Source organism: Serratia sp. PL7, from assembly GCF_945957435.1.
In genome coordinates this window covers 73,560-100,487 of the sequence record NZ_CAMFLB010000015.1, presented here as the reverse complement: position 1 = coordinate 100,487, position 26,928 = coordinate 73,560, and the positions used below count along the sequence as shown (strand labels likewise).

18 protein-coding genes are annotated in these 26,928 nt (G+C 62.0%); 9 read left to right on the top strand and 9 right to left on the bottom strand.

Annotated elements, in window-relative coordinates; translation table 11 throughout:
* Positions 1–120: 120 nt before the first annotated feature.
* From glgB to glgP, 5 genes are all read left to right on the top strand, one after another.
* Positions 121–2,307, top strand: a complete 2,187-nt coding sequence (glgB, locus tag N6G83_RS36865) for a 1,4-alpha-glucan branching protein GlgB (protein ID WP_260516215.1) — start codon at positions 121–123, stop codon at positions 2,305–2,307.
* Positions 2,304–4,286: a glycogen debranching protein GlgX gene (gene glgX / locus N6G83_RS36860; protein ID WP_260516214.1), complete on the top strand. Its 1,983-nt coding sequence runs from the start codon at positions 2,304–2,306 to the stop codon at positions 4,284–4,286. The genes glgB and glgX overlap by 4 nt, the downstream gene beginning before the upstream one ends.
* Positions 4,287–4,301: 15 nt before the next feature.
* On the top strand, positions 4,302–5,579 hold the full coding sequence (gene glgC, locus N6G83_RS36855) for a glucose-1-phosphate adenylyltransferase (protein WP_025304566.1): 1,278 nt from the start codon (positions 4,302–4,304) through the stop codon (positions 5,577–5,579).
* A 135-nt stretch (positions 5,580–5,714) separates the two neighbouring features.
* Positions 5,715–7,145 (top strand): glycogen synthase GlgA, encoded by a 1,431-nt coding sequence (gene glgA / locus N6G83_RS36850; protein ID WP_260516213.1) that lies wholly within the window; start codon positions 5,715–5,717, stop codon positions 7,143–7,145.
* Between the two features lie 141 nt (positions 7,146–7,286).
* Positions 7,287–9,734 (top strand): glycogen phosphorylase, encoded by a 2,448-nt coding sequence (glgP, locus tag N6G83_RS36845; RefSeq protein WP_260516212.1) that lies wholly within the window; start codon positions 7,287–7,289, stop codon positions 9,732–9,734.
* A gap of 59 nt (positions 9,735–9,793) precedes the next feature.
* Here glgP and glpD read toward each other — a convergent pair whose 3' ends face one another.
* The 5 genes from glpD to malT form a co-directional block, all read right to left on the bottom strand.
* Positions 9,794–11,302, bottom strand: a complete 1,509-nt coding sequence (gene glpD, locus N6G83_RS36840) for a glycerol-3-phosphate dehydrogenase (protein WP_043138961.1) — start codon at positions 11,300–11,302, stop codon at positions 9,794–9,796.
* A 246-nt stretch (positions 11,303–11,548) separates the two neighbouring features.
* Positions 11,549–12,307: a DeoR/GlpR family transcriptional regulator gene (locus tag N6G83_RS36835; protein WP_004930797.1), complete on the bottom strand. Its 759-nt coding sequence runs from the start codon at positions 12,305–12,307 to the stop codon at positions 11,549–11,551.
* A 50-nt stretch (positions 12,308–12,357) separates the two neighbouring features.
* Positions 12,358–13,194, bottom strand: a complete 837-nt coding sequence (glpG, locus tag N6G83_RS36830) for a rhomboid family intramembrane serine protease GlpG (protein ID WP_043138958.1) — start codon at positions 13,192–13,194, stop codon at positions 12,358–12,360.
* A gap of 172 nt (positions 13,195–13,366) precedes the next feature.
* Positions 13,367–13,693 (bottom strand): thiosulfate sulfurtransferase GlpE, encoded by a 327-nt coding sequence (glpE, locus tag N6G83_RS36825; RefSeq protein WP_004930790.1) that lies wholly within the window; start codon positions 13,691–13,693, stop codon positions 13,367–13,369.
* A gap of 82 nt (positions 13,694–13,775) precedes the next feature.
* On the bottom strand, positions 13,776–16,490 hold the full coding sequence (malT, locus tag N6G83_RS36820; protein WP_049205572.1) for an HTH-type transcriptional regulator MalT: 2,715 nt from the start codon (positions 16,488–16,490) through the stop codon (positions 13,776–13,778).
* A 460-nt stretch (positions 16,491–16,950) separates the two neighbouring features.
* Here malT and malP point away from each other — a divergent pair, with 460 nt between their 5' ends.
* Together malP and malQ are read left to right on the top strand one after the other, a co-directional pair.
* Positions 16,951–19,356 carry a maltodextrin phosphorylase gene (malP, locus tag N6G83_RS36815; RefSeq protein ID WP_049205569.1) on the top strand — a complete coding sequence of 802 codons (2,406 nt, stop codon included), beginning with the start codon at positions 16,951–16,953 and terminating at the stop codon, positions 19,354–19,356.
* A gap of 9 nt (positions 19,357–19,365) precedes the next feature.
* The gene (gene malQ, locus N6G83_RS36810) at positions 19,366–21,456 is read left to right on the top strand and encodes a 4-alpha-glucanotransferase (protein WP_260516211.1); all 2,091 of its coding nucleotides are present in this window, start codon (positions 19,366–19,368) and stop codon (positions 21,454–21,456) included.
* Between the two features lie 184 nt (positions 21,457–21,640).
* Here the strand turns inward: malQ and nfuA are convergent, their stop codons facing one another.
* Together nfuA and gntX are read right to left on the bottom strand one after the other, a co-directional pair.
* A complete protein-coding gene (gene nfuA, locus N6G83_RS36805) occupies positions 21,641–22,216 on the bottom strand; it encodes a Fe-S biogenesis protein NfuA (RefSeq protein ID WP_025304558.1) in 576 nt (191 codons plus the stop codon).
* A 58-nt stretch (positions 22,217–22,274) separates the two neighbouring features.
* Positions 22,275–22,958 carry a DNA utilization protein GntX gene (gntX, locus tag N6G83_RS36800; RefSeq protein WP_260516210.1) on the bottom strand — a complete coding sequence of 228 codons (684 nt, stop codon included), beginning with the start codon at positions 22,956–22,958 and terminating at the stop codon, positions 22,275–22,277.
* A 40-nt stretch (positions 22,959–22,998) separates the two neighbouring features.
* On the opposite strand from gntX, the gene bioH reads away from it, so the two are divergent.
* Both bioH and N6G83_RS36790 read left to right on the top strand, forming a co-directional pair.
* On the top strand, positions 22,999–23,769 hold the full coding sequence (gene bioH, locus N6G83_RS36795) for a pimeloyl-ACP methyl ester esterase BioH (protein ID WP_025304556.1): 771 nt from the start codon (positions 22,999–23,001) through the stop codon (positions 23,767–23,769).
* Between the two features lie 270 nt (positions 23,770–24,039).
* A complete protein-coding gene (locus N6G83_RS36790) occupies positions 24,040–24,324 on the top strand; it encodes a YdgH/BhsA/McbA-like domain containing protein (protein WP_004930765.1) in 285 nt (94 codons plus the stop codon).
* 41 nt (positions 24,325–24,365) lie between these two features.
* Here N6G83_RS36790 and N6G83_RS36785 read toward each other — a convergent pair whose 3' ends face one another.
* Together N6G83_RS36785 and feoB are read right to left on the bottom strand one after the other, a co-directional pair.
* Entirely contained in the window at positions 24,366–24,605 is a 240-nt protein-coding gene (locus N6G83_RS36785; RefSeq protein WP_033639206.1) for a FeoC-like transcriptional regulator, read from the bottom strand.
* On the bottom strand, positions 24,605–26,920 hold the full coding sequence (gene feoB / locus N6G83_RS36780; protein WP_260516209.1) for a Fe(2+) transporter permease subunit FeoB: 2,316 nt from the start codon (positions 26,918–26,920) through the stop codon (positions 24,605–24,607). Before feoB ends, N6G83_RS36785 begins: the two co-directional genes overlap by 1 nt.
* Between the last annotated feature and the right edge of the window lie 8 nt (positions 26,921–26,928).

Sequence of the window (26,928 nt, the reverse complement as noted above, 5' to 3'; positions counted from 1 at the left end):
GGTCAATAACCGACCGCAATCACGCTTTAGAGTCCGAATGCATTGCATGATGACCAAAACGGCCAAGGAATAACCAACAAGCCGTGCTTAGATCATGCTGTTAATCTAAGGAAGAAGACTATGCCTGTACTTCCCGATCGTGACGTGATTGATCAGATCATCTCCGGCCATTACGCCGATCCCTTTGCTCTGCTTGGCATGCATGCGACCGATAACGGTCTGCAGGTGCGCGCGCTGTTGCCGGACGCCGGCGCAGTCTGGCTGGTAGAACAGCAAACCGGCCGGCGGCTGGTTCAGCTGAACTGCGACGATCCGCGCGGTTTCTTCAGCGCCGTGGTGCCGCGGCGAAAAAATCCTTTCCGCTATCAGCTGCAGGTCAGCTGGCGCGATCACCAACAGACTGTCGACGATCCCTACCGGTTTGGCCCGCTGCTGCAGGATATCGACAGCTGGCTGCTGGCCGAGGGCACGCACCTGCGCCCCTATGAACGCCTGGGTGCCCACCTCGCCACGCTGGATGACGTCGACGGCGTCAGTTTTGCCGTCTGGGCGCCCAATGCCCAGCGCGTCTCGGTGGTGGGGGAGTTCAACTTCTGGGACGGCCGCCGCCATCCGATGCGTCTGCGGCGTGAAAACGGCATCTGGGAGCTGTTCCTGCCCGGTGTGCGGGCCGGCCAGCTGTATAAATATGAAATCGTCGATTGCTACGGTAATACCCAGCTGAAAGCCGATCCTTACGCCTTCGAGGCGCAGATGCGCCCGGACACCGCCTCGCTGGTGGCGCCGCTGCCTGAGAGAGTGCCGTCGACGCAGGCGCGCTGCCGTGCCAACGATTTTGACCAGCCGATCGCCATCTACGAGGTGCATCTCGGCTCGTGGCGTCGCCACACCGACAACCACTTCTGGCTCAGCTACGGCGAGCTGGCGGTGCAGCTTATCGACTATGTGAAGGACATGGGATTCACCCATATCGAGCTGCTGCCGATCAACGAGCACCCGTTCGACGGCAGCTGGGGCTATCAGCCGCTGGGGCTGTATGCGCCGACCCGGCGCTTCGGCACGCCGGCCGATTTCAGGGCGTTCGTGGCGGCGGCGCATGAGGCGGGCATCAACGTGATCCTTGACTGGGTGCCGGGGCACTTCCCGAGCGACGCCTACGGCCTGGCGAATTTCGACGGCACCGCGCTGTACGAATACGCCGATCCGCGTGAGGGCTACCACCAGGACTGGAATACGCTGATCTACAACTACGGCCGTCACGAGGTGCGCAACTACCTGGCGGGCAACGCGCTGTATTGGCTGGAGCGTTTCGGTATCGATGCGCTGCGAGTCGATGCGGTGGCGTCGATGATTTATCGCGACTACAGCCGCGCCGACGGCGAGTGGGTGCCGAATTACTACGGTGGCAACGAGAACCTGGAGGCCATCGCCTTCCTGCGTTATACCAACCAAACTATTGGCCAGGCGCAGCCGGGCGCGGTGACGCTGGCGGAGGAGTCCACCGACTATCCCGGCGTCACTCTGCCGCCGGACGCCAACGGCCTGGGGTTCCACTACAAATGGAACCTCGGCTGGATGCACGACACGCTCAATTACATGAAGTGCGATCCGGTGCACCGCAAATATCACCACAACCAGATGACCTTCGGCATGCTGTATGCCTATACCGAGAACTTCGTGTTACCTATCTCGCACGATGAAGTGGTGCACGGCAAAAAATCGGTCCTCGACCGCATGCCGGGCGACGCCTGGCAAAAGTTCGCCAACCTGCGCGCCTATTACGGGTTTATGTGGGCGCATCCGGGCAAAAAGCTGCTGTTTATGGGCTGCGAATTTGCGCAGGGGCGCGAGTGGAATTTCGATACCAGCCTCGACTGGCATTTATTGGAAGGGTTGGATAACTGGCATAACGGCGTGCAGCGGCTGGTGCGCGATCTGAACCACTGCTACCGGCAGCAGGCGCCGCTGTACGAGCGCGACTACCGGCCGGACGGCTTCGAGTGGCTGGTGGTCGACGATCACGATAACTCGGTGTTCGCCTTCGCGCGCTACGATTCGCAGGGCAATGAGCTGATCGCCATCAGCAACTTTACCCCGGTGCCGCGCTACCGCTACCGCATCGGCCTCTCGCGCGCCGGTGACTACCGCGAGATCCTCAATACCGATTCGCACCACTATCACGGCAGCAACGCCGGCAATCAGGGGCGGGTCTCTTCTGAAGCGGTCGGCAGCCACGGCCGCGACTTCTCCATCTGCGTAACGCTGCCGCCGCTGGCGACCATTTATCTGCTGCGGGAGGCGCCATGACGGAGCTGACGGCCGGCCTCGCCGCGCCGCTGGGCGCGCATTACGACGGCGAAGGCATCAACTTTACCCTGTACTCGGCGCACGCCGAGCGGGTGGAGCTGTGCCTGTTCGACGGCCAGCAGCGCGAAGTGCGCCTGCCGCTGCCGGCGCGCAGCGGCGATATCTGGCATGGCTATTTGCCGGGCGGAAGGCCGGGGCAACGTTACGGTTACCGGGTCTACGGCCCGTTTGACCCGGCGAACGGACAGCGTTTCAACCCCAACAAACTGGCGCTCGATCCAGCCGCGCGCGCGGTGGAAGGGCCGGTGGGGGACCACCCGCACCTGCACGGCGGTTACGAGCAGCCGGACCCGCACGACAGCGCAGAGCTAATGCCGAAATGTGTGGTGGTGGACGAACGGTATGACTGGCAGGACGATCGCCCGCCTGCCACGCCCTGGGGCCAGACGGTGATTTATGAAGCGCACGTGCGCGGCCTGACGCTGCTGCACCCGAAGATCCCGCCGGCGCTGCGCGGCAGCTTCGCCGCATTGGGGCACCCGGAGATGATCGCCCACTTCAAACGCCTCGGCATCACCGCGCTGGAACTGCTGCCGGTGCAGCAACATACCTCCGAACCGCGCCTGCAGCGGTTGGGGCTGATCAACTATTGGGGCTATAACGTGCTGGCGCCCTATGCGCCGGACAACCGCTACGCCAGCCTGAGCACCGATGCCACGCCGCTGAACGAATTCCGCGATGCGGTCAAGGCGCTGCACCAAGCCGGCATCGAGGTGATCCTGGACGTGGTGTTTAACCACAGCGCCGAGCTGGATAGGGACGGGCCGATGCTGTCGCTGAGCGGCATCGATAACCTGAGCTACTACTGGCTGACGCCCGAAGGGGACTATGTCAACGACACCGGCTGCGGCAACACGCTGCGGTTGGATCAGCCGCAAGGCGTGGCCTGGGTGATGGATTGCCTGCGTTTTTGGGTACGGGAGTGCCACGTCGACGGCTTCCGTTTCGATCTGGGCAGCGTGCTCGGCCGCACGCCGGAGTTCGATCGCGATGCCCCGCTGTTCCAGGCGATGCTGGCGGACGATGTGCTGTCGCGCTGCAAGCTCATCGCTGAACCCTGGGACGTTGGCCCCGGCGGCTATCAGGTGGGGGCGTTTCCCGGCCGCTTCGCCGAATGGAACGACCATTACCGCGATGACATGCGCCGTTTCTGGCTGCAGAGCGGCGTGTCGCTCGGCCAGTTCGCCCGGCGTTTTGCCGCTTCCAGCGATCTGTATAACCAGCGCGGGCGAGCGCCTTACGCCACCGTCAATATGCTGACCGCCCATGATGGTTTTACCCTGCAAGACATGGTCAGCTTCAATGAGAAACACAATCAGCCCAACGGCGAGGGCAACCGCGACGGCAGCGATCGCAATTTCAGCAACAACCACGGCGTCGAAGGCCTGGTGGCCGACGACGCCATTGTACAACGCCGCAGGGCCAGCCAGCGGGCGATGCTCGCTACGCTGTTGCTGTCCCAGGGAACGCCGATGCTGCTGGCCGGCGATGAACAGGGACACAGCCAGCAGGGGAACAACAATGCCTATTGTCAGGACAACGCCACCACCTGGCTCGATTGGGCCACGGCGGACGATGCGCTAACCGATTACGTCGCGGCGCTGATCGCGCTGCGCCGCCAGATCCCCGCGCTGCAGCAGGACCGCTGGTGGCAGCAGGATGACGGCAGCGTGCAGTGGCTGAACGCGCAAGGGCAGGCGCTCGACGCGCAGCAGTGGGAGCAGGGCGAGCCGCTCATGCAGATCCTGCTGTCGCAGCGCTGGCTGCTGCTGATCAACGCCACGCCGCAAACGACGGAGATGAGGTTGCCGGAAGGCGATTGGCAGGTTGTCGCCCCGTTCACTCAGGAAGACTCACGGGCGGTATTGCCCGCCTGGCACCAGGCCGCGCGCTCGCTTTGCGTACTGGTACGGAAATAATAAAAGGAGTCCGCTATGGTTAGGTTTGAAAATAAAGACCCCCTGATGTTGGCGCGCCAGTTGCCGATTAAATCCGTAGCGCTGATCCTGGCCGGCGGCCGCGGTTCACGTCTGAAAGATTTGACCTCCACCCGCGCCAAGCCCGCCGTCCACTTTGGCGGCAAATTCCGCATCATCGACTTCGCCTTGTCGAACTGCCTGAACTCCGGCATCCGCCGCATCGGCGTGATCACCCAATACCAGTCGCACACGCTGGTGCAGCACATTCAGCGCGGCTGGTCGTTCCTCAACGAGGAGATGAATGAGTTCGTCGATCTGCTGCCGGCCCAGCAGCGCCTCAGCACCGAGCATTGGTACAAGGGCACCGCCGACGCGGTGTACCAGAACCTGGATATCATCCGCCGCTACGAGGCCGAATACGTGGTGATCCTGGCGGGCGATCACATCTACAAGATGGATTATTCGCGCATGCTGATCGACCACGTCGAGAAGGGCGCTCAGTGCACTGTGGCTTGCCTGCCGGTGCCGCGCAGCGAGGCCGGTGAATTCGGCGTGATGAAGGTGGATGAAAGCGATCGCATCATCGAGTTTCTGGAAAAACCCACCGATCCGCCGGCGATGCCGGGCAACCCGGATATGTCGCTGGCCAGCATGGGCATCTATATTTTTAATGCCGCCTACCTGTTCCAGCTATTGGAGGAGGATATGTCGACCCCCGGCTCCAGCCACGACTTCGGCAAGGATCTGATCCCGAAAATCACCGCGCAGCAGGCGGCGTGGGCACATCCGTTTACCTTATCCTGCGTGACGTCCAACCCCGACTTGCCGCCTTACTGGCGCGACGTGGGCACGCTGGACGCCTACTGGCGCGCCAACCTCGATCTGGCGTCGGTAACGCCGGAGCTGGATATGTACGACCGCGCCTGGCCGATCCGCACCCACATGGAGCCGCTGCCGCCGGCCAAGTTCGTGCAGGATCGCTCCGGCAGCCACGGCATGACCATGAACTCGCTGGTGTCCGGCGGCTGTATCGTCTCGGGCTCGGTGGTGGTGCATTCGGTGCTGTTCCCGCGCGTGCGAGTGAACTCGTTTTGCACCATCGACTCTACCGTATTGTTGCCGGACGTGAACGTCGGCCGTTCCTGCCGCCTGCGGCGCTGCATCATCGACCGCGCCTGCCATATTCCGGAGGGCATGGTGATCGGGGAAAACGCCGATGAGGACAGCAAGCGTTTTTATCGCTCGGAAGGCGGCATCGTGCTGGTGACGCGCGAAATGTTGTCAAAATTGTGAGTTAACGTGGGCGGCAGAACGATAGCCTGCCGCCCGATGAACGGTTCGATGGCTTGCGCAACGCGGCACACATAACAGCGGCAAGCCTGCTTTATTTCTTATCCAGAGGCCTTCGGCCGACTTTCAGGAGTGATAATGCAGGTCTTACACGTATGTTCTGAAATGTTCCCCCTGCTGAAAACGGGCGGACTCGCAGACGTGGTTGGCGCGCTGCCGGCGGCGCAAATCGCCGAAGGCGCCGATGTTCGGGTGCTATTGCCCGCTTTCCCTGACGTACGCAACGGCATTCCGGACACCGTGCTGGTGGCGGAAATCGATTCGTTCGCCGGCCGGGTGGGCCTGCGTTACGGCACCTATCATGGCGTGGGCATTTACCTGATCGATGCGCCCTGGCTGTATGACCGGCCGGGCAGCCCGTACCACGATCAGTCCATGTACGCCTACCCCGACAACCACCGGCGCTTTGCGCTGCTGGGCTGGATGGCCTGCGAGCTGGCCAAGGGGCTGGATCGCTACTGGCGCCCGCAGCTGGTGCACGCCCACGACTGGCACGCCGGTCTCAGCTGCGCCTATCTGGCCGCCAACGGCCACCCAGCGCGTTCGGTGTTCACGGTGCACAACCTGGCCTACCAGGGGCTGTTCTCCGCCCATCACGTGACCGAGCTGTGGCTGCCGGCGTCGTTTTACAACGTCTATGGCCTGGAGTTCTACGGCCAGATGTCGTTCCTCAAGGCCGGGTTGTTTTATGCCGACCACGTGACCGCCGTCAGCCCGACCTATGCGCGCGAGATCACCCGGCCGGAGTTCGGCTACGGCATGGAGGGGCTGCTGCAGGAGCGGCAGCGGCAGGGCAGGCTGAGCGGCATCCTCAACGGCGTGGACGACAAGATTTGGGATCCGGTCCACGACCCGCGGCTGAGTGCCCGCTACGACGCCGACGATCTGAAAAGCAAGGTCAAAAACAAGCTGCATCTGCAAAAGGCCATGGGGCTGAAGGTGGACGAATCGCTGCCGGTGTTCGCGGTGGTGAGCCGATTGACCAGCCAAAAAGGCCTGGATCTGGTGCTGCAGGCGTTGCCTGAACTGCTGGCGCAGGGTGGGCAGCTGGCGCTGTTGGGCGCCGGCGATGCGGTGCTGCAACAGGCGTTTCTGGCCGCCGCCGCCGATTATCCCGAGCAGGTTGGGGTGCAGATCGGCTATCACGAATCCTTCTCCCATCGCATCATCGGCGGCGCCGACGTGATTCTGGTGCCGAGCCGCTTCGAGCCCTGCGGCCTGACGCAGCTCTACGGTCTGAAGTACGGCACGCTGCCGCTGGTGCGTCGCACCGGCGGGCTGGCGGACACGGTGGTGGACTGCGCGCTGGAGAACCTGGCCGACGGCACCGCCAGCGGATTTGTGTTCGACGATTGCGACGCCGTCGCGCTGGGCAACGCCATCCGCCGCGCCATGGTGCTGTGGAGCCGGCCGAAACACTGGCGCCACGTTCAGCGTCACGCCATGAGCGTGGACTTCGGCTGGCCGGTGGCGGCGAAAGAGTATTTATCGCTTTATCAACGCTTGTAGCCCGCGTTTCGCGTCTCGGGTTGACGCACGGCGGGCAGCCGTAAGGGTAGATTGTCGGGGCGCGGCGTACCGCGTCCATGTTCAGCGGAGCCCGCTATTCCGCGGCGAATGGCGGGGCTCCCTACAAGGGATTAAAAAGCCATGACTTCACCGTTTAGTTACACCTCACCTACGGTCAGTGTGGAAGCGCTGAAACACTCCATCGCCTATAAGCTGATGTTTATCGTCGGCAAGGATCCGGCTATCGCCAACCGGCACGATTGGCTGAACGCCGTGCTGTTCGCGGTGCGCGATCGCATGGTGGAGCGCTGGCTGCGTTCCAACCGCGCCCAGCTGTCTCAAGACGTGCGGCAGGTGTATTACCTGTCGATGGAGTTCCTGATCGGCCGCACCCTGTCTAACGCGCTGCTGTCGATGGGCATCTATCAGGATATCGACAATGCGCTGAATGAGATGGGGCTGAACCTGGCGGAGCTGCTGGAGGAAGAGAACGACCCCGGGCTCGGTAACGGCGGTCTGGGCCGGCTGGCGGCCTGCTTCCTCGACTCGCTGGCCACGCTGGCGCTGCCGGGGCGCGGCTACGGCATTCGCTATGAATACGGCATGTTCAAGCAGAACATCGTCAACGGCCAACAGATGGAATCGCCGGACTACTGGCTGGAGTACGGCAATCCGTGGGAGTTTCCGCGCCATAACACCCGCTACAAGGTGCGCTTCGGCGGCCGCGTGCAGCAGGAGGGCGCCAAGGCGCGTTGGCTGGAGACCGAAGAGGTCGTGGCCATCGCCTACGATCAGGTGATCCCCGGCTTCGACACCGACGCCACCAACACCCTGCGGTTGTGGGGCGCGCAGGCCAGTAACGAGATCAACCTCGGCAAGTTCAACCAGGGCGATTACTTCGCGGCGGTGGAGGATAAAAACCACTCGGAGAACGTGTCGCGCGTGCTGTATCCGGACGACTCGACCTCCTCCGGGCGCGAGCTGCGGCTGCGGCAGGAGTATTTCCTGGTGTCGGCTACGGTGCAGGATATCCTCAATCGCCACTGGCTGATGCACAAAACCTTCGACAACCTGGCGGACAAGATCGCCATTCACCTCAACGACACCCACCCGGTATTGTCGATCCCCGAGCTGATGCACCGGCTGATCGACGAGCACAAATTCAAGTGGCTCGACGCCTGGGAAGTGGTGGAGCAGGTGTTCTCTTACACCAACCACACGCTGATGAGCGAGGCGCTGGAAACCTGGCCGCTGGACATGATAGGCCGCATCTTGCCGCGCCACCTGCAGCTGATTTTCGAAATCAACGATCACTTCCTCAAGATGGTGCAGGACGTGGCGCCGGGCGACAACGACCTGCTGGCGCGGGTCTCAATCATCGACGAAACCAACGGCCGCCGGGTGCGCATGGCGTGGCTGGCGGTGGTGGCCAGCCACAAGGTCAACGGCGTTTCCGCCCTGCATTCCGAACTGATGGTGCAGTCGCTGTTCGCCGACTTCGCCCGGCTGTTCCCGACTCGTTTCTGCAACAAAACCAACGGAGTGACGCCGCGTCGTTGGCTGGCGCTGGCCAACCCGCCGCTGGCGGCGGTGTTGGACGACTGCATCGGCCAAACCTGGCGCACCGATCTCAGCCAGCTGAGCGAGATCCAGGCCAATATCGACTACCCGAGCTTCCTGCAGGCGGTACAGCGCGCCAAGCGGCAGAACAAGGAGCGGCTGGCGCTGTATATCGCCAAAACGCTCAACGTGGTGGTCAACCCGGATGCGTTGTTCGACGTGCAGATCAAGCGCATCCACGAGTACAAACGGCAGCTGCTCAACGTGCTGCACGTCATCACGCTGTATAACCGTTTGCTGGACGATCCGGAGATCGAGCGCGTGCCGCGGGTGGTGATCTTCGCCGGCAAGGCGGCCTCGGCCTACTATGCCGCCAAGCAGATCATCCGCTTGATCAACGACGTGGCCAAAGTGATCAACAACGATCCGCGCGTGCATACCCAACTGAAGGTGGTGTTCATTCCGAACTACGGCGTCAGCCTGGCGCAGATCATCATCCCGGCGGCGGATCTGTCCGAACAGATCTCGCTGGCGGGCACCGAGGCCTCGGGCACCAGCAATATGAAGTTCGCGCTGAACGGCGCGCTGACCATCGGCACGCTGGACGGCGCCAACGTCGAGATGCGCGAGCATGTGGGGGAGGAGAACATCTTTATCTTCGGCAATACCGCCGAGCAGGTCGAGGAGCTGCGCCGCAACGGTTACAACCCGCGCCAGTACTATGAGCAAGACCCGGAGCTGCATCAGGCGCTGACGCAGATCGCTACCGGCTTGTTCAGCCCGGAAGAGCCGAAACGCTATGGCAATCTGTTCGACTCGCTGGTCAACCTCGGCGACCACTATCAGCTGTTGGCGGATTACCGCAGCTATGTGGACACGCAGGACAAGGTGGACGAGGTCTATCTCAATCAGGACGAATGGACGCGGCGTGCGGTGCTGAACATCGCCAACATGGGCTACTTCTCCTCCGATCGCACCATTCAGGAATACGCGGACGAAATCTGGCACATTCAGCCGGTGAAGCTGTAAAGCGGGACAGGAAAAAAGCAAAGGGCCGGATAACCGGCCCTTTTTCGTTACGCTGCGGCTCAGGAAGCCAGAGACAGCGCTTTCGTTTTCGCGTGTTCTGCCAGCCAGGCTTTCACTCGCGCCTGCTGCGCCTCGTCCAGCCACATACCCAGCTTGGTACGGCGCCAGATGGCGTCGGCCAGTTCTACGACCCACTCTTTCTCGGTCAGGTAGCGCAGCTCGGCTTCATACAGACCGTGGCCGAAATCTTCGCCCAGATCGGCGAGGCCGTTGGCGCCGGCCAGGATCAGCTCGCTCTGGCTGCCGTAGGTGCGGGCATAGCGGCGCGCGAGAGCTTCCGGCAACCAGCCGTGCGCACGGCGCAGTTTGGCCGCGTAGCCGTCGCGGTCGCCGTCGATGTCACCGCCCGGCAGCGTGGCGTTTTTGGTCCATGCCGGGCCGCAGCCTGGGTAGTAGTGGGCCAGTTTTTCCATCGCATGCTCGGCCAGCTTGCGGTAGGTGGTCAGCTTGCCGCCGAAGACCGACAGCAGCGGCGCTTTGCCCTGCTCATCGTGCACGTCCAGCGTGTAATCGCGGGTGATCGCCTGCGGTGAATCGGACTCGTCGTCGCACAGCGGACGCACGCCGGAGTAAGTCCAGACGATGTCGTCGCGGCCCAGCTGCTTCTTGAAGTGATCGTTGTACACTTTCAGCAGATAAGCGATTTCGTTCTCGTCGATCTTCACGTCCTTCGGATCGCCTTTGTACTCCACGTCGGTGGTGCCGATGATGGAGAACTCGTCATTCCACGGGATCACGAACACGATGCGGTGGTCTTCGTTCTGCAGAATGTAAGACTGCGGCTGATCGTGCACGCGCGGCACCACGATGTGGCTGCCTTTGATCAGACGGATGCCGTAAGGCGATTTCAGCTTCAGGCCGTCGTCGAAGAAGTTTTTCACCCACGGGCCGGTGGCGTTCACCAGGCCTTTGGCGCGCCAGGTGAAGGTTTTGCCGCTGTCGATATCGACCGCTTCCACCATCCACAGGCCGTTTTCACGCCATGCGCGGGTCACTTTGGTGCGGGTGCGCACTTCGCCGCCGCGTTTTTCCACTTCCTGCGCGTTCAGCACCACCAGGCGAGCATCGTCAACCCAGCAGTCGGAATATTCGAAACCGCGCTTCAGTTCAGGCTTCAGCACCGACTCTGGTCCAAAGCGCAACCCCTTGCTGCCCGGCAGGCTGGTGCGTTTGCCCAAGTGATCGTACAGGAACAGGCCGATACGGATCATCCAGGCCGGACGCAGGTGCGGCTGGTGCGGCAGGCGGAAACGCATCGGGAACGCGATGTGCGGTGCCAGCTTCAGCAGCACTTCACGCTCGGCCAGCGCTTCGCTCACCAGACGGAATTCGTAGTGTTCCAGGTAGCGCAGGCCACCGTGGATCAGTTTGGAACTGGCGGAAGACGTAGCACAGGCCAAGTCTTGCGCTTCCAGTAGCAGTACCGACAGCCCGCGCCCGGCAGCATCCGCCGCGATGCCGGCACCGTTGATGCCGCCACCGATAACGATCAAGTCTTTGGTTTCCACGTCATCTTCCTCCAGATGTTCGAAATAGCTCTTTCATGTTCGTTTTCGCTCATGATTGTAATCAAAAACCAACAAGCAAGCCAAGACTTAACCAAACAAAAACATTTAGGCGTGATAGAGGTAACAGTTTGGTGATGATAGTCACATAAATGATGTGGATATGGCGCGAGCGCGCAAACGGCTGTCGATGAAGAGGGCGGGGAGTAGGAAACGGGGCGGCGGCGCGCCCCGCAGGTTAACAGCGGATCAGCACAGCTCCAGTTGCACGTCGTACTGCTCGATGATTTTCATCACGCTCGGCGGCGGCAGCTGGTCGGTAAACAGGTAGTCGATCAGGTTCATGTTGCCCAGGTTGACCATGGCGTTGCGGCCGAATTTAGAGTGGTCGGTGACCAGCATCACGCAGCGGGAATTTTCGATAATCGCGCGTTTGGTGCGCACTTCGTGATAGTCGAATTCGAGCAGCGAGCCGTCCATATCGATGCCGCTGATGCCGAGAATGCCGTAATCGAGGCGGAATTGAGAGATAAAGTCCAGGGTGGCTTCGCCCATGATGCCGCCGTCACGGGTGCGCACTTCGCCGCCGGCCAGGATCAGGCGGAAGTCTTCCTTGGCGGTCAGCAGGGTGGCGACGTTGAGGTTGTTGGTGACCACGCGCAGGTTCTTGTGGTTCATCAGCGCATGGGCCACCGCTTCCGGCGTGGTGCCGATATCGATGAACAGCGTGGCGCCGTCCGGGATCTGGCTGGCGACGCGCTGCGCGATGCGGGCTTTCTCTTCCGACCACATCACCTTGCGATCGTTATAGGCAGCGTTGACCGAGCTGGAAGGCAGCGCCGCGCCGCCGTGGTGACGCTGGATCTTGTTCTGGTCGGCCAGGTCATTCAAATCGCGGCGAATCGTTTGCGGGCTGACGTCAAAATGTTCCACCAGCTCTTCCGTGCTGACGTAACCCTGCAGGCGCACCAGCTCGATAATTGCGTCATGACGCTGTGTTTGCTTCACGATAATCCCCTAAAACGCCCGCCATGCCCGCTGGGCACAGCTCCCGGCTGTTATTGTTCGTTGTGTGCGCGATGACGCGTATCCCAAAATGCCATCAATAACCCTAACACTAAACCGGCTACGTGTGCCGCGTTGGCGATCGACATTCCTAAAATATCGAAATATCCGGCCACCAGCCACAGCACCGAGAACACCATCAGGCCGCGTGGCAGCATCAGGCCGCGCTCCGGCGCCCGTTCCCCCGTCAGCCACACATAGCCCATCAGCGCATAGACCACGCCCGACAGCCCGCCGAACAGCGCGCCGCTGAACAGCGATTGCGCCCAGCCGCTGAAGAAGGCCGACACCACCGCCAGCACGAACAGCTTACCGGCGCCGAGGCGTTTTTCCATCTGGCCGCCGAGATACCACCACCACATCAGGTTAAACAGGATATGCAGCAGGGAGAAATGCAGGAACGCATGGCTGACCCAGCGCCACAGCTGCGTGTATTGGCTGCTGTCTTGCGGCCAGGAGAGCCAGTACATCACGGTATCGTCACCCAGCACCTGCATCAGGATGTAGACCGCGATGCACAGTACCATCACGCCGAGCGTCAGCGGCCCGGCCTTGCTGCGCAGGGTGTGCAGGTAGGATTCACTCTGATAGTGCAGGCCGGCGTCGGTATGGCCGGTCTGCCAACTGGCGGCCTGATAACGGCGGTTGAGCGGATCGACCAGAAACTGCTGCAGCTCGTGTTGCACCTGCTCGAGGTGGCTGTCGTCGGCCAGCCAGATTTCCGCCGCCTCGCCGCTGTTGCGCAGCTCAAGCCGGATGCCCTGGGTCGCCATATAGTCGACAAAGGCCAGCGCCAGGCGCGGGTTGGATATGGCGATTACTCTAACCATTGCTCTTCCGTCGTAAGTGAATGATTTTGGCCGCGGCTTGCTCGCCGATGACCCTGACGGCCGATTATAACGTCGAAATCCTGAGCGCTGGCAAACGGATCTGCGAAAAACCCGCGAAAACGCGCATAAAATCGAAGGGAAAAGCCCGCCGATGCGCAGCGGGCGGCGGGGATCAGGCAGAGGTTTCCACGTCTTGCGGGTACTGGCGGGCCCAGGCTTCGAAACCGCCGTCGATGCTGTAGACCGCGTCGAACCCCTGGTGCAGCAGGTATTGCGCCGCGCTGCGGCTGCTGTTGCCGTGGTAGCACATCACCATCACCGGCCGCTCGAAGTCGTTTTGCTGCATAAAGGCCGACAGGGTGGCGTTGGTGAGGTGAAAGGCGCCCGGCGTATGCCCGGCTTCAAAACTTTGCGGATCGCGGATGTCGACCAGGGCGGCGCTGCCCTCTTTCCAGCGGGTGTACGCCTGCTCAACGTTGATCGCTTCGAACTGTTCCATACTGCTGATTGCCTCGTTATTGGGGGACGCCGCTATTGTAACCAACTCGGCGGCGTTTAAGACCAGAGGGATATCAGGGTTTTTACGCGCCGTACCCCATCATCTTCAGCAGCTGCTGCGCCTGCTGCACCGCCTCCTGGCGATGGGCCACGCCCAGTTTCTGATACAGGTTGCGGATGTGCGTCTTGATGGTGGTGGCCGCCACGTCCAGCTCGCCGGCGATCTGGTCGTTGCTGTAACCGGAATAGATCAGCCCCAGCACCTGCCATTCGCGCTGGGTGAGAGGGCTGGTGCGGATCAGCTCCGGCACCTGCGGGTGGGTCAGCAGCTTATCGACGAAGTTCTCGTCAAAATGCGCGAACTTGTGTCGATGATGCTGGTTGATGTCGCGCAGGATACGCTGGGCGCGATGCTGCTCCAGCTCCGGCAGCGTGTTGAGCTGGATCAGCTGGCGCAGCTGCTGCGCCATCGCTTCGCCTTCGATGACGAAGTGGCTGATAAAGCCGGTGCGGTTAGCCAGCGACAGTGCTTCGATCAGCGCCTGCTGCGCTTCGCCCTTGCGCTCTTGCAGCCAGTACAGCTGGTTGCTGAGCAGCAGATTGCGGTTGAGATCGCTCACCAGCCGCAGGCGGCGGGCATTTTCGTTCAGTTCATCCAGCACTACGCCGGCCTCTTCATACTGGCCGAGTAGGATCTGCACCCGCGCGATGTTGCGCCATTGGCCCTGCGTGAAGTGGTTGTCCGCCATACCGGGTTTTTCGGTGTGGCGCAGCCACTGGGCGGCGGCGGCGGTGTCGCCGGTCATCTGCCAGTGGATCACCCGCGATTTGTCGGTGTTGGTCAGCCAGTCGCGATGGTAGTGGGCGCCGTGCAGCAGGGCTTCGCACCGCTGCAGGTGGGTATTGGCGTTGTCCAGGTCGCCGCGCGCCAGCGAGCATTTTGCTAACATGGCGATGCACTGCAGCTGCTGTTGCGGTTGGTAGTTCGCCAGAATTTTCAGCCCGGTGCGCGCCGCGTCTTCCGCTTCGTCCAGCCGCGACCACGACCACAGGATCTGCGCGCGAATGCGCAGCAGGAATTCGTGCATCGGCAGCTGTTCCAGGTGCTGTTCGCGGATCAGTTCGAAGGCCTTATCCTGGGTTTCGTAAGCGGCCTGCAGGTAGCCTTGGGCGATAAGAATTTCGCTCTGCTGCAGCAGCGCCCAGAGCGCGTAATGGTTGGCCTGATGACGACGCGCCATCTGTTCGGTTTGCTGCATCATCGGCAGCGCGCGCGCCAGCTCGCCCTTGCAGTGGTGCACTTCGCCGGTCACCGAGGTGGCGACGATGCGGCTGTAGTAGCTGGACAGCGGCAGGAATTTCAACGCTTCGGTCGCCAGCCGCTCGGCTTCTTCCGGTTTGCCGGCGTTGATCGCCACCTGGGCGCGCAGGGCGTCGAACTCGGCGTGCAGCGTTTGGTCTATCTCGATTTTCTGTTCGCGCATGGTGCGCTCGGCGCGCTCCAGCAGGGTATTGACCTCGCTGTAGCGGTGCTGGCTCTGCGCCAGCCAGGCCTGCAGCAGCGCCAGCTTGGGGTTTTGGATCAGGCGCTCATAGGGCAGCGCGTTGAGGCACTCCTCCAGCAAGGCCAGTTCGCTGTGGTGGAACAGCGACCAGGCGTGTTGCAGCAGGATGTCGCGCAGCATGCTGACGTCGCTGGCCGCCAACGCGTGGTGAATGGCCTCCGCCGGATACCCCAGCGCCAGCCAGCCCTCGGCGGCGGCGCGGTGCAACCCCGGCAGCTCCAGCGCCAGTTCCCACTGGCAACGCTGGCGCAGGAAAGAGGCGAACAGCGGGTGGAAGTTGAACCATTCTCCGGTGTCGTCCATGCGGTGGATAAACAGCCCCTGGCGCTCCAGCTCCTCCAGCCGCTGCTGGCCGTTGTCTTCGCCGGTCAGTCGCACGATCAGCGCATCGTTCATCGAACGCAGCACCGAACAGCGCAGAAGGAAAGCGCGCGCATCGGCATCGACGTGGTCCAGCACTTCGTCTACCAGGTAGTCGGACAGGTGACTGGCGTTCAGCCCCGCCAGGCGCTTGGCCGACAGCTGAGCCGACGAGGCGGACTGGCGGGCCGACAGCGCGATCAGCTGCAGCGCGGTGGCCCAGCCTTCGACTTCGTCGCACAGGCGGCTGCTGTCCTGCTGTTCCATCGGCGCCGCCAGGCGGCAGTCGAAGAACTGTTTGGCTTCCTGGTGGGTGAACGCCAGCTGCTGCGTGCCCATTTCCAGCAGCTGATCGCGCACCCGCAAATTGGCGATGCCGAGCGGCGGCAGGGTGCGTGAGAGCAGGATCAGCGTCAGGTTTTCCGGCTGATGGCGCAGGAAGAAGCGCATGGCTTCGTGGATGGCGTCGTTGGTGATCAGGTGGTAGTCGTCGATCACCAGGTACAGCGGCTGGTGCCAGTCGGCCAGCTCGATAAACAGCTGGGCGAACAACGCCGACAGGCTGGCGTACTGGTGTTTCTGGCTCAGCACCTCGCTCTTGACGCAGCGGCCGCCGCTGGCCTGCTGCAGCGCGGCGATCAGGTAGCTGGCGAAGCGCTCCGGCTGGTTGTCGCTCTCATCCAGCGAATACCAGCCCAGATCGGCCTTGCCGGCCGCCCATTGGGCGATCAGCGTGGTTTTCCCGTATCCCGCCGGGCAATTGACCAGTGTCAGGCGATAGTTGCCCGCGCTGGCCAGTTTGGCCAGCAGGCGATCGCGGATCACGGTATTTTGCAGCCGTACCGGGCGGCTCAGTTTTGATGGGATCAGCATAGTATTCCAGGGTATAAATCGCGGTTCCCGCCGGGATTGGAGTGGCGCTAATTATTTTATGGTTCGTAATTAATAGCTCCCCCTAACTTCTGCCAACCCTAAACGTATTGCAACAAGCTTCCGCATCGGCTTGGAGTTAAGTTGCTATCGATCACACTTTTTTACGTTTGGCGCCGGCGCGCGGCGATGCGGTCGCGGATCGCATTTCCGGCCATGGACAAAACTTCAGCAGCGCGAATACTTGTGCTAACGTCATGGTTAACGTTCTCAGTGCTCGCCGCACGCGTTGGCGGGCTTTTTTGCATCGTTGCAAGGGAGTCAAACAGTGCCTGAGATCACAATTCCAGCTACGCCCCAATCCTCCTCCCCAGCTAATCCCCAGGCGGGATGATGCCGTCAGGCTTTCTCACCGGCACGATAGCGGCAATTTGACCCACTTACTGGATAGAGAGTTTTCCTTATGTCACAGCCTACGCTCAAGAAGGATGCTTTTCTGGCGGCGCTCGCCCGTCAGTGGCAACGGTTCGGCCTCAGTTCCGCACAGCAGATGACGCAACATCAATGGTGGGAAGCCGTCAGTGCGGCGCTGGCCGAGCAGTTGGCCGCACAGCCGGCGCCGCGCAAAAGCGCCAAACCGCTGCGCCACGTGAACTACATCTCGATGGAGTTTCTGATCGGCCGGCTGACGGCGAACAACCTGATCAACCTGGGCTGGTACGACACCGTCGAGCAGGCGCTGGCCGAGCAGAACGTCAAGCTGGCGGATTTGCTGGAGCAGGAAACCGATCCGGCGCTGGGCAACGGCGGGCTGGGGCGTCTGGCGGCCTGTTTCCTCGACTCGATGGCGACGGTGGAACAACCGGCCACCGGCTATGGGCTGAACTACCAGTACGGGCTGTTCCGCCAGTCGTTCCGCGAAGGGCAACAGCAAGAGGCGCCGGATAACTGGCAACGCGAGAGCTATCCGTGGTTCCGCCACAACGCCGCGCTGGCGGTGGACGTGGGCATCGGCGGCAAGCTGGAAAAGCAGGCCGACGGCCGCGAACGGTGGCGCCCGGCCTTCACCCTGCGCGGCGAAGCCTGGGATCTGCCGGTGCTGGGGTATCGCAACGGCGTGGCGCAGCCGCTGCGCCTGTGGCAGGCGACCCATCAGCATCCGTTCAACCTGAGCGATTTCAACGACGGCAAATTCTTGCAGGCGGAGAAGCAGGGCGTAGAAGCCGACAAGCTGACCAAGGTGCTTTACCCGAACGACAACCATCAGGCCGGCAAGCGCCTGCGCCTGATGCAGCAGTATTTCCAGTGCGCCTGCTCGGTGGCGGACATTTTGCGCAAGCACCATCAGGCCGGCCGCAAGATTGAAGAGCTGCCGAAGTACGAAGTGATCCAGCTGAACGACACCCACCCGACCATCGCCATTCCGGAAATGCTGCGCATTCTGCTGGACGAGCACCAGCTGGAGTGGGAGGCGGCCTGGGCGATCACCAGCAACACCTTCGCCTATACCAACCACACCCTGATGCCGGAAGCGCTGGAGTGCTGGGATGAAAAACTGGTGCGCAGCCTGCTGCCGCGCCATTTCTCCATCATCAAACAGATCAACGCCAGGTTTAAAAAATTGGTGGATAAGCACTGGCCGGGCGACGAGGCGGTGTGGGCCAAACTGGCGGTGCACCATGACAAGCAGGTGCGCATGGCCAACCTGTGCGTGGTCAGTGGCTTTGCGGTCAATGGCGTGGCGCAGCTGCATTCGGATCTGGTGGTGAAAGATCTGTTCCCGGAATATCACCAGCTGTGGCCGAACAAATTCCATAACGTCACCAACGGCATCACGCCGCGCCGCTGGCTGAAACAGTGCAACCCGGCGCTGTCGGGCCTGATCGACGAGACGCTGAAGGTGGAGTGGGCGAGCGATCTCGACGCGCTGCGCGGGCTGGAAAAATTCGCCGACGACGCGGCGTTCCGCCAGCGTTATCAGCAGATCAAACGCGACAACAAGGTGGCGCTGGCCCATTACGTACACGGCGTAATGGGGCTGACACTTGACCCGGACGCGATCTTCGACGTGCAGATCAAGCGTCTGCACGAGTACAAACGCCAGCACCTGAACCTGCTGCACATCCTGTCGCTGTATCGTCAGCTGCGCGACAACCCCAACCTGGACATCGTGCCGCGCGTCTTCCTGTTCGGCGCCAAGGCGGCGCCGGGCTACTACCTGGCGAAGAACATCATCTACGCCATCAATCAGGCGGCCGAGAAGATCAATAACGATCCGTTGGTGAAAGATCGCCTGAAAGTGGCGTTCATCCCTGACTACCGCGTGTCGGTGGCCGAACTGATGATCCCGGCGGCGGATATCTCCGAACAGATCTCCACCGCCGGCAAAGAGGCCTCCGGCACCGGCAACATGAAGCTGGCGTTGAACGGCGCGCTGACGGTCGGCACGCTGGACGGCGCCAACGTCGAAATCGCCGAGCAGGTGGGCGAAGACAATATCTTTATCTTCGGCAATACCGTGGAGCAGGTGAAGGCGATAGTGGCGAAGGGTTACGATCCGCTCAGCTACCGCAAGAAAGACAAGCACCTGAAGGCGATTCTGGACGAGCTGGCGAGCGGCACCTTCAGCCACGGCGACAAGCACGCGTTCGACATGATGCTGCACAGCCTGCTGGAAGGCGGCGATCCCTACCTGGTGCTGGCGGACTTTGCCTCGTACTGCCAGGCGCAGCGCCGGGTCGACGAGCTGTATCGCGATCGGGACGAATGGACGCGGCGGACTATCCTTAACACCGCGCGCGTCGGCATGTTCAGCTCGGATCGCTCGATCCGCGATTACCAGCAGCGTATCTGGCAAGCCAAACGTTAAGGAGAGCGAATGGATCGCAAGCGTATCGATCAGGCGGCAGCGCAGGCGGGGATCGCCGCCGATTTCATCAATGCCCACGGCAAGCGGCAGGCGATTGAACCGCAGACCAAGCGCAAGCTGCTGGCGGCCATGAACCGAACCGATGCCGAGCAGGAAGGAGCGGCGCCGCCGTTACCGGCGGTCAAGGTGTTCTATCAGGGCGCGCCGCTGGCGCTGACCCCGGCGGGCGAAGGCGAGTACCTGTGGGCGCTGCAACGTGAAGACGGCGAATGCCTGCAGGGGCGCATCGGCGCGCGCAAGACCTTGACGCTGTCCGGCGATCTGCCGGTGGGTTACCACCAATTGACGCTGAGCCAGGGCGAGCAGCAGTGGCCATGCCGCGTGATCGTCGCGCCGAGACGCTGCTTCGAGCCGGACGCCTTGCTGACCGGTAAGAAGCTGTGGGGCGCTTGCGTTCAGCTGTATACGCTGCGCTCCGATCGCAACTGGGGCATCGGCGATTTCGGCGATCTGCGTCTGATGGTGGAGCAGGTGGGGGAGCGCGGCGGCGCCTTCGTTGGCCTTAACCCGATCCATGCGCTGTATCCGGCTAATCCGGAGAGCGCCAGCCCTTACAGCCCCTCGTCGCGCCGCTGGCTGAATCTGGCGTATATCGACGTCAACGCGGTGGAGGATTTCCAGCGCAGCGATGCGGCGCAGCGCTGGTGGCAGAAGCCGGCGACGCAGAAGCAGCTGGCCAAGGCGCGCGCCGCGGAGTGGGTGGATTACACCGCCGTGATGCAGCTGAAGCTGGCGGCGCTGAAGCTGGCGTTTCCGCTGTTTCAGGCGCGCAAGCCAAACGACGGGCAGCGTCAGGCGTTCGAACAGTTCGTCAGCGAGGGCGGCGACAGCCTGTATCAGCAGGCGGCGTTCGACGCGCTGCATGCCCATCTGGCGGCCAAAGATGCCAGCCAGTGGGGCTGGCCGGCCTGGCCAGAGCGCTATCGGCAGGGGCAGAGCGAAGCGGTACGGCTGTTCTGCACCGAACATCAGGATGCGGTCCGCTTTTACCTGTGGCTGCAGTGGCTGGCGGCCACGCAGTTCGCGCAGTGTTTTGACCAGAGCCGGCAGCAGCAGATGCCGATTGGCCTGTATCGCGATCTGGCGGTCGGGGTGGCGGAAGGCGGGGCGGAAACCTGGTGTGACCGCGAACTGTACTGCCTGAAAGCGTCGGTCGGGGCACCGCCGGATATTCTGGGGCCGCTGGGGCAAAACTGGGGCCTGCCGCCGATGGATCCGCACGTGATGGCGGCACGCGGGTACCAGCCGTTTATCGATCTTTTGCGCGCCAACATGACCAACTGCGGCGCGCTGCGCATCGATCACGTCATGGCGCTGCTGCGGCTGTGGTGGATCCCGTATGGCGAAACCGCCGATCGCGGCGCCTACGTCAAATACCCGGTGGACGATCTGCTGGCGGTGTTGGCGCTGGAAAGCCAGCGCCACCGTTGCATGGTGATCGGCGAAGATCTCGGCACGGTGCCGGTGGAAATCGTCGGCAAGCTGCGCGACAGCGGCGTCTATTCCTACAAAGTGCTCTATTTCGAAAGCGACGGTGAATACCATTTCCGCGCGCCGCAGGCCTATCCGGTGCAGGCGATGGCGACCATCACCACCCATGATCTGCCGACGCTGCGCGGCTACTGGCAAAGCGACGATCTAACGCTCGGCAACCGGCTGGGTCTTTACCCGGACGCGGAGATCCTGCGGGCGCTGTTCGCCGATCGGGAACGCGCCAAGCAGGGGCTGCTGGATGGATTGCATCGTTATGGCTGCGTGCCGCAGAAGGTGGGCAAGAAGGCAGCGCTGCTCGGCATGAGCCCGCTGCTCAACCGCGGCCTACAGCGCTATGTCGCCGACAGCGCCAGCGCCTTGCTCGGCCTGCAGCCGGAAGACTGGCTGGATATGGCCGATCCGGTCAATATTCCCGGTACCAGCGATCAGTACCCTAACTGGCGGCGCAAGCTGACCCAGACGCTGGAGGAGATGTTTGCCGACCCGCACATAAACCGCTTACTGAAGGATTTGGACAAGCGGCGCCGCAAGGTGTCGGTGGGGTGACGATGAGGTGTCGTTGTATTAGGTCAAAGGACGAGAACTTTAGTCCCATCCAAATGACGGATACCCGAATTAATTGGAGTTGCAGCTAGGCGGCAAGTGCGTAAATCCCCAGGAGCTTACTTAAGTAAGCTCCTGGGGTGCGCGCATGCGGCCAACAACGCTGCAACTTCAAGTAAGAAGGATATCAATAGTAGGAGTGCTCGCCGCGCTGGTGCTCGGTCAGGTCACGCACGCCTTTCAGCTCCGGGAATTTCTGCAGCAGCTCTTTCTCGATGCCTTCTTTCAGCGTGACGTCGACCATCGAACAACCGTTGCAACCGCCGCCGAACTGCAGGATTGCCATGTTGTCGTCGGTGATCTCCATCAGCGTTACGCGGCCGCCGTGGCCCGCCAGCTGTGGGTTGATCTGCGACTGCAGCACGTATTCCACGCGCTCCATCAGCGGCGCGTCGTCATCGACCTTGCGCATTTTGGCGTTTGGCGCTTTCAGCGTCAGCTGAGAACCCAGTTGGTCGGTCACGAAGTCGATTTCGGCGTCTTCCAGATACGGCGCGCTCAGCTCATCGACATAGGCGGACAGTTTGTCGAACTTCAGTTCGGTATCCGTCGCTTCTACCGCGTCCGGCGGGCAATAAGAGACACCGCATTCGGCCGTCGGCGTGCCCGGGTTGATCACGAATACGCGGATTTGGGTGCCTTCTTCTTGATTTGCCAGCAGTTTGGCAAAGTGTTCCTGTGCAGTATCTGTTATACGGATCATAGCATTAGCTCAATAGTTGACTTCTATAGTCGGTTATAATACGCCCATTGCCGTGGCACTACAACGTGCGGCAAATGCACCATATCTGCACCGAGGCGGCGCCTTGCCGCTGCAGCAGCGCCGCTATCTGCGCGACGGTGCTGCCGGTGGTCACCACGTCATCCACCAGGGCGATATGCCGGCCGGCGACCGATACCACGCAAACGAACGCGCGTTGCAGATTGCGCCTGCGTACCCCGGCGCTCAGCCGCTGTTGCGGGGCGGTTTTGCGCACCCGGCGCAAGGCGGCGGGCTGATAGGTGCAGCCCAGCCAGCGCGCCAGCGGCCGGGCCAACAGATCGCTCTGGTTATAACCACGGTGCCAGCAGCGTGTTGCATACAAGGGTACCGCTAAAATCAGGTCGGGTCTGTTCAGATACTGCTCTCTGCGCGCCTGCTGCCACCGCAACAACATCAGGCGCGCTAGCGTCGGCGCCAGCTCGGGCGCGCGGTGGAACTTGAACTTTTTTACCAGTTGGCTGAGGGGCGCAACGTAGTCGCCGACGAACACCAGCCGTTGCCAGGGCGGTGGCCGTTGCAGGCAGCGGCCGCAGGGTGTTCGCGTCTTCCCGGCGGGCAATCCGCAGCGCGGGCAACACGGCGGGTGGGCCGGCAGATGACGCAGGCAACAGCTGCAGATGCCATGACGGATCAGGCTCAACGGTTGTCGGCATAGCCAACAACGGCTGCGGATTGATAGCATAGCGTCTCCGTGACGGATAAGTATGAAAGGACAATAACCAATGACAGCGCTGTACTGGCAAACAATAGGCGAAGGCGAACGCGATCTTGTGCTGCTGCACGGCTGGGGATTGAACGCCGAAGTGTGGAGTTGCATTCAGGCGCGACTGACGCCGCATTTTCGCCTGCACCTGGTCGATCTGCCGGGGTACGGCCGTAGTCAGGGGTTCGGTGCCCTGTCGCTGGAGCAGATGACGGAAATCGTGCTGGCGGCTGCCCCGCCGCAGTCCTGGTGGCTTGGCTGGTCGCTCGGTGGGCTGGTGGCCAGCCAGGCGGCGCTGATGCAGCCCGAGCGAGTCAAGGGGCTTATCACCGTAGCCTCCTCGCCGTGCTTTGCCGCCCGCGATGAGTGGCCGGGGATCCGCCCGGACGTGCTGAGCGGTTTCCAGCATCAGCTGAGCCTGGATTTCCAGCGCACCGTCGAGCGTTTTCTGGCGCTGCAGACGCTGGGCACCGAGAGCGCGCGTCAGGATGCGCGCCAACTGAAAGCGGTGGTGCTCAACCAACCGACGCCGAGCGTCGAGGTGCTGAACGGTGGGCTGGAGATCTTGCGCACAGCCGATCTGCGTGCACCGCTGGCGGAGTTGACGCTGCCGCTGCTGCGGATCTACGGCTATCTGGACGGGCTGGTGCCGCGCAAGGTCGCCGAGCTGCTCGACGCCGACTGGCCGAACTCTACGTCGCAGATCGTGGCCAAAGCCGCCCATGCGCCATTTATCTCTCATCCCGATGAATTTGTGACGATGATCGAAGCGTTTATTGCAGCACATTGAATGCGGCGGGAAAACGCACGATAGAGCGCGAAAAAAAACGCCGCCGGGTGGATAAAAGACAAAGCTGTTCAATACTTAGTGAGTCAATGCGTTGGCTGCAAAATGAAAAGACCGCGTGCGGCGCTTTTCATTTTGGCGTTTCGTCTCTGGGAAACAGGCCCCGTCAGGGAAAGCAACGAGGCCTGAGGATGTCGCGGCAGCCTGCGGTACTACGCATGGATCCTTGACGGCTTTCATAACAGATAAATTATCCATTGAGAGGTTAGTGTCATGAAATCATTGAAGATGATTATTGCAGCGGCAGTGCTGGGTTCGGTGTCTTTCGGCTCCATGGCGGCAACCCTGCTGACCAAGGAAGATCTGGATAAGAATCCGGGTAAATACGAGAAGATCGGCACCGTCACCACGACGGCGGAAACCACGTCACCGATGGATGCCAAGGAAGAGCTGTCCAAACTGGCAGACGAAAAGGGCGGTCAATACTACGTGATCCTGGCGGGCCGCGAACACGGTAAATTCAGCGCCATCGCCGAAGTTTACAAAGACAAGCAATAAGCCTTGAACGGCAAGGGGCGCCGCTGCGGCGCCCCTGATCGTCAGGCCTTCAGCCGGTAGAACACCGTGCTGCATCCCTGGCCCTGCGGGCAGCTTTTGCAACTGCCGCTCAGACAGGCGCCGCCATCCTGTTCGATACGTTCCACTTTCCCCATTGCCGTCAAACGATCCAGCATCGCCTGCACCAGCGGCAGCGGCGTCGCCAGCGATTGGCTGAGCTGCTGCGCCTGGGCGCTGCCGCGCAGCGCCAGCGCATCGCGCACCTGCAGCAGCCCGGCCATCAGTGACAGCTCCCTTTGGCGCTCTGGCAACAGGCCGCCGGTGTGGCGTTGCCCAGGCGCACCGTGACGCGGCTGCGCGCCCGGCGCAGGCCGAACAGCACCAGCAGGTTCACCAGCACCACCGCCAGGATCGCCGTCAGGCTGTACTGCGGGTGTTGGTTGAAGGTGGCCGCCTGATAGAACAGCGTCGCCAGCGAGTAGGCCACGTTCAGCCCCCACAGGATAGAGAAGGTCATCCAGCCGCGGCTTGATTCACGTGCGATGGCGCCCATCACCGAGACGCAAGGCACATACAGCAGCACGAAGATCAGGTAGCTGTAGGCGGAAATGCCGGAGCCGAATTTGCTGCTCATCACGCCCATCGAACCGACGCCCATCTCGCCGTCGCCCTTGCTGGCTTCGATCGGGTTGGAGAGCACGCTCAGGCTGAAGGTATTTTTCAGGCCGTCCCAGGTTTCCTGCAGCGCGCCACCCAGCTCATCGAGCAGGTTGAAGTTGGCGGCGTCGAACGCCTCTTTGTTGATGTGCTCGGCGGTATACAGTGTATTCAGCGTGCCGACCACCACTTCTTTCGCCATCGCGCCGGTCACCAGACCGACGGTGGCCTGCCAGTTATCGCTGTGGACGCCCATCGGCTGCAGCAGCGGCGTCAGCACCTTGGAGACCGAAGCCAGCGCGGAGTCGTTGATGTTGTCGACCGTTTTGCCGCTGAACGAGAAGCTGTTCAGGCCGCCGATGAATATGCTGGCTACCACGATCACCTTACCGGCGCGCAACACGAAGCCTTTCAACCGCTGCCAGGTTTGCAGCAGCAGGCTTTTCAGGTGCGGCACGTGGTAAACCGGCAGCTCCATGACGAACGGTGAGGCTTCGCCGCGCATGAGGGTATATTTGAGTACCAGGCCGGTCAGGATCGCCACCGCGATGCCGAGCATGTATAGCGAGAACACCACCCCAGCGCCGTCCTGGCCGAAGAAGGCGGCGGCGAACACCGCGAAGATCGCCAGACGGGCGCCGCACGACATGAACGGCGCCATCATGATGGTGATCAGACGTTCGCGCTGGGCGTCCAGCGTACGGGCGCCCATGATGGACGGCACGTTGCAACCGAAGCCGACGATCAGCGGCACGAAGGATTTACCCGGCAGCCCGAGCGCCTGCATCAGGCGATCCATCACGAACGCCGCACGCGCCATGTAGCCGGAGTCTTCCAGGAACGACAGGAACAGGTACATCATGCCGATCTGCGGCACCAGCGGCAGCACGGTGTTGATGCCGCCGCCGACGCCCTGTGCCAGGAATACGGTCAGCCAGCCGGGGAAGTGCAGGGTGTAGCCGAGCCACTGAATGCCCTGAATGAAGATCGCCGCCGAGCCGATATCGAAGATCGGCTGCAGCGCGCCGCCGATATTGATCGCCAGCAGGAACATCAGGTACATCACCAACAGGAAGATCGGCACGCCCAGCCAGCGGTTGAGAATCACGTTATCCAGCATATCGGTCAGGCGGTTGGGCATCGCCTGCTGCGAGTTGCTGACCGCGTCGCTCAGGGTGGCGATAGACTGGTAGCGCGCGTCGGCGATCACCAGCGCCGGGTCTTCTTGCTCCTGCTGTTGCAACGTCTGAATGGCCGCAGGCAGCAGCGCGACGGCGGGACCGGCCAGCCGGTGGCTGTAGATGTCGCCCTCCAGCATCTGCAATGCCAGCCAGCGGCGTTGCACCGCCGGCAGCGTTTGCGGCATGGCGTCGCTTAGCGTGGCGACCGCTTTCAGCAGCAACGGCGGGTAGTTCACCAGCGCCTGCTGCTCGTTGATGCGATGATTGTCGATCATCTGTTTCAGCACGCCGATGCCGTCGGCGCGGGTGGAGATCATCGGTACTACCGGGCAGCCGAGGCGCGCCGACAGCGCGGCGACGTCGATATCGATATGCTGGCTTTTGGCGATGTCGAGCATGTTCAGCGCCACGATGCAGGGGATGCCCAGCTCCAGCAATTGCAGCGTCAGGTAGAGGTTGCGCTCCAGGTTGGAGGCGTCGACCACGTTGATCAGCAGATCGGCGTCGCCGCTCAAAATGTAATGGCAGGCGATCTGCTCATCGAGCGACGTTTGCTCTGAAATGGTGGTCAGGGAGTAGGTGCCGGGCAAATCGACTAGCCGCACGTCGGACTGCGGGGTGGTGAAATGGCCTTCTTTGCGTTCGACCGTCACGCCCGCCCAGTTGCCGACCCGTTGGCGTGCGCCGGTCAGCTGGTTGAACAGCGTGGTTTTGCCGGAGTTCGGGTTACCGATTAAGCCGATGGTGAGTTTTTTCATAGTTCAGC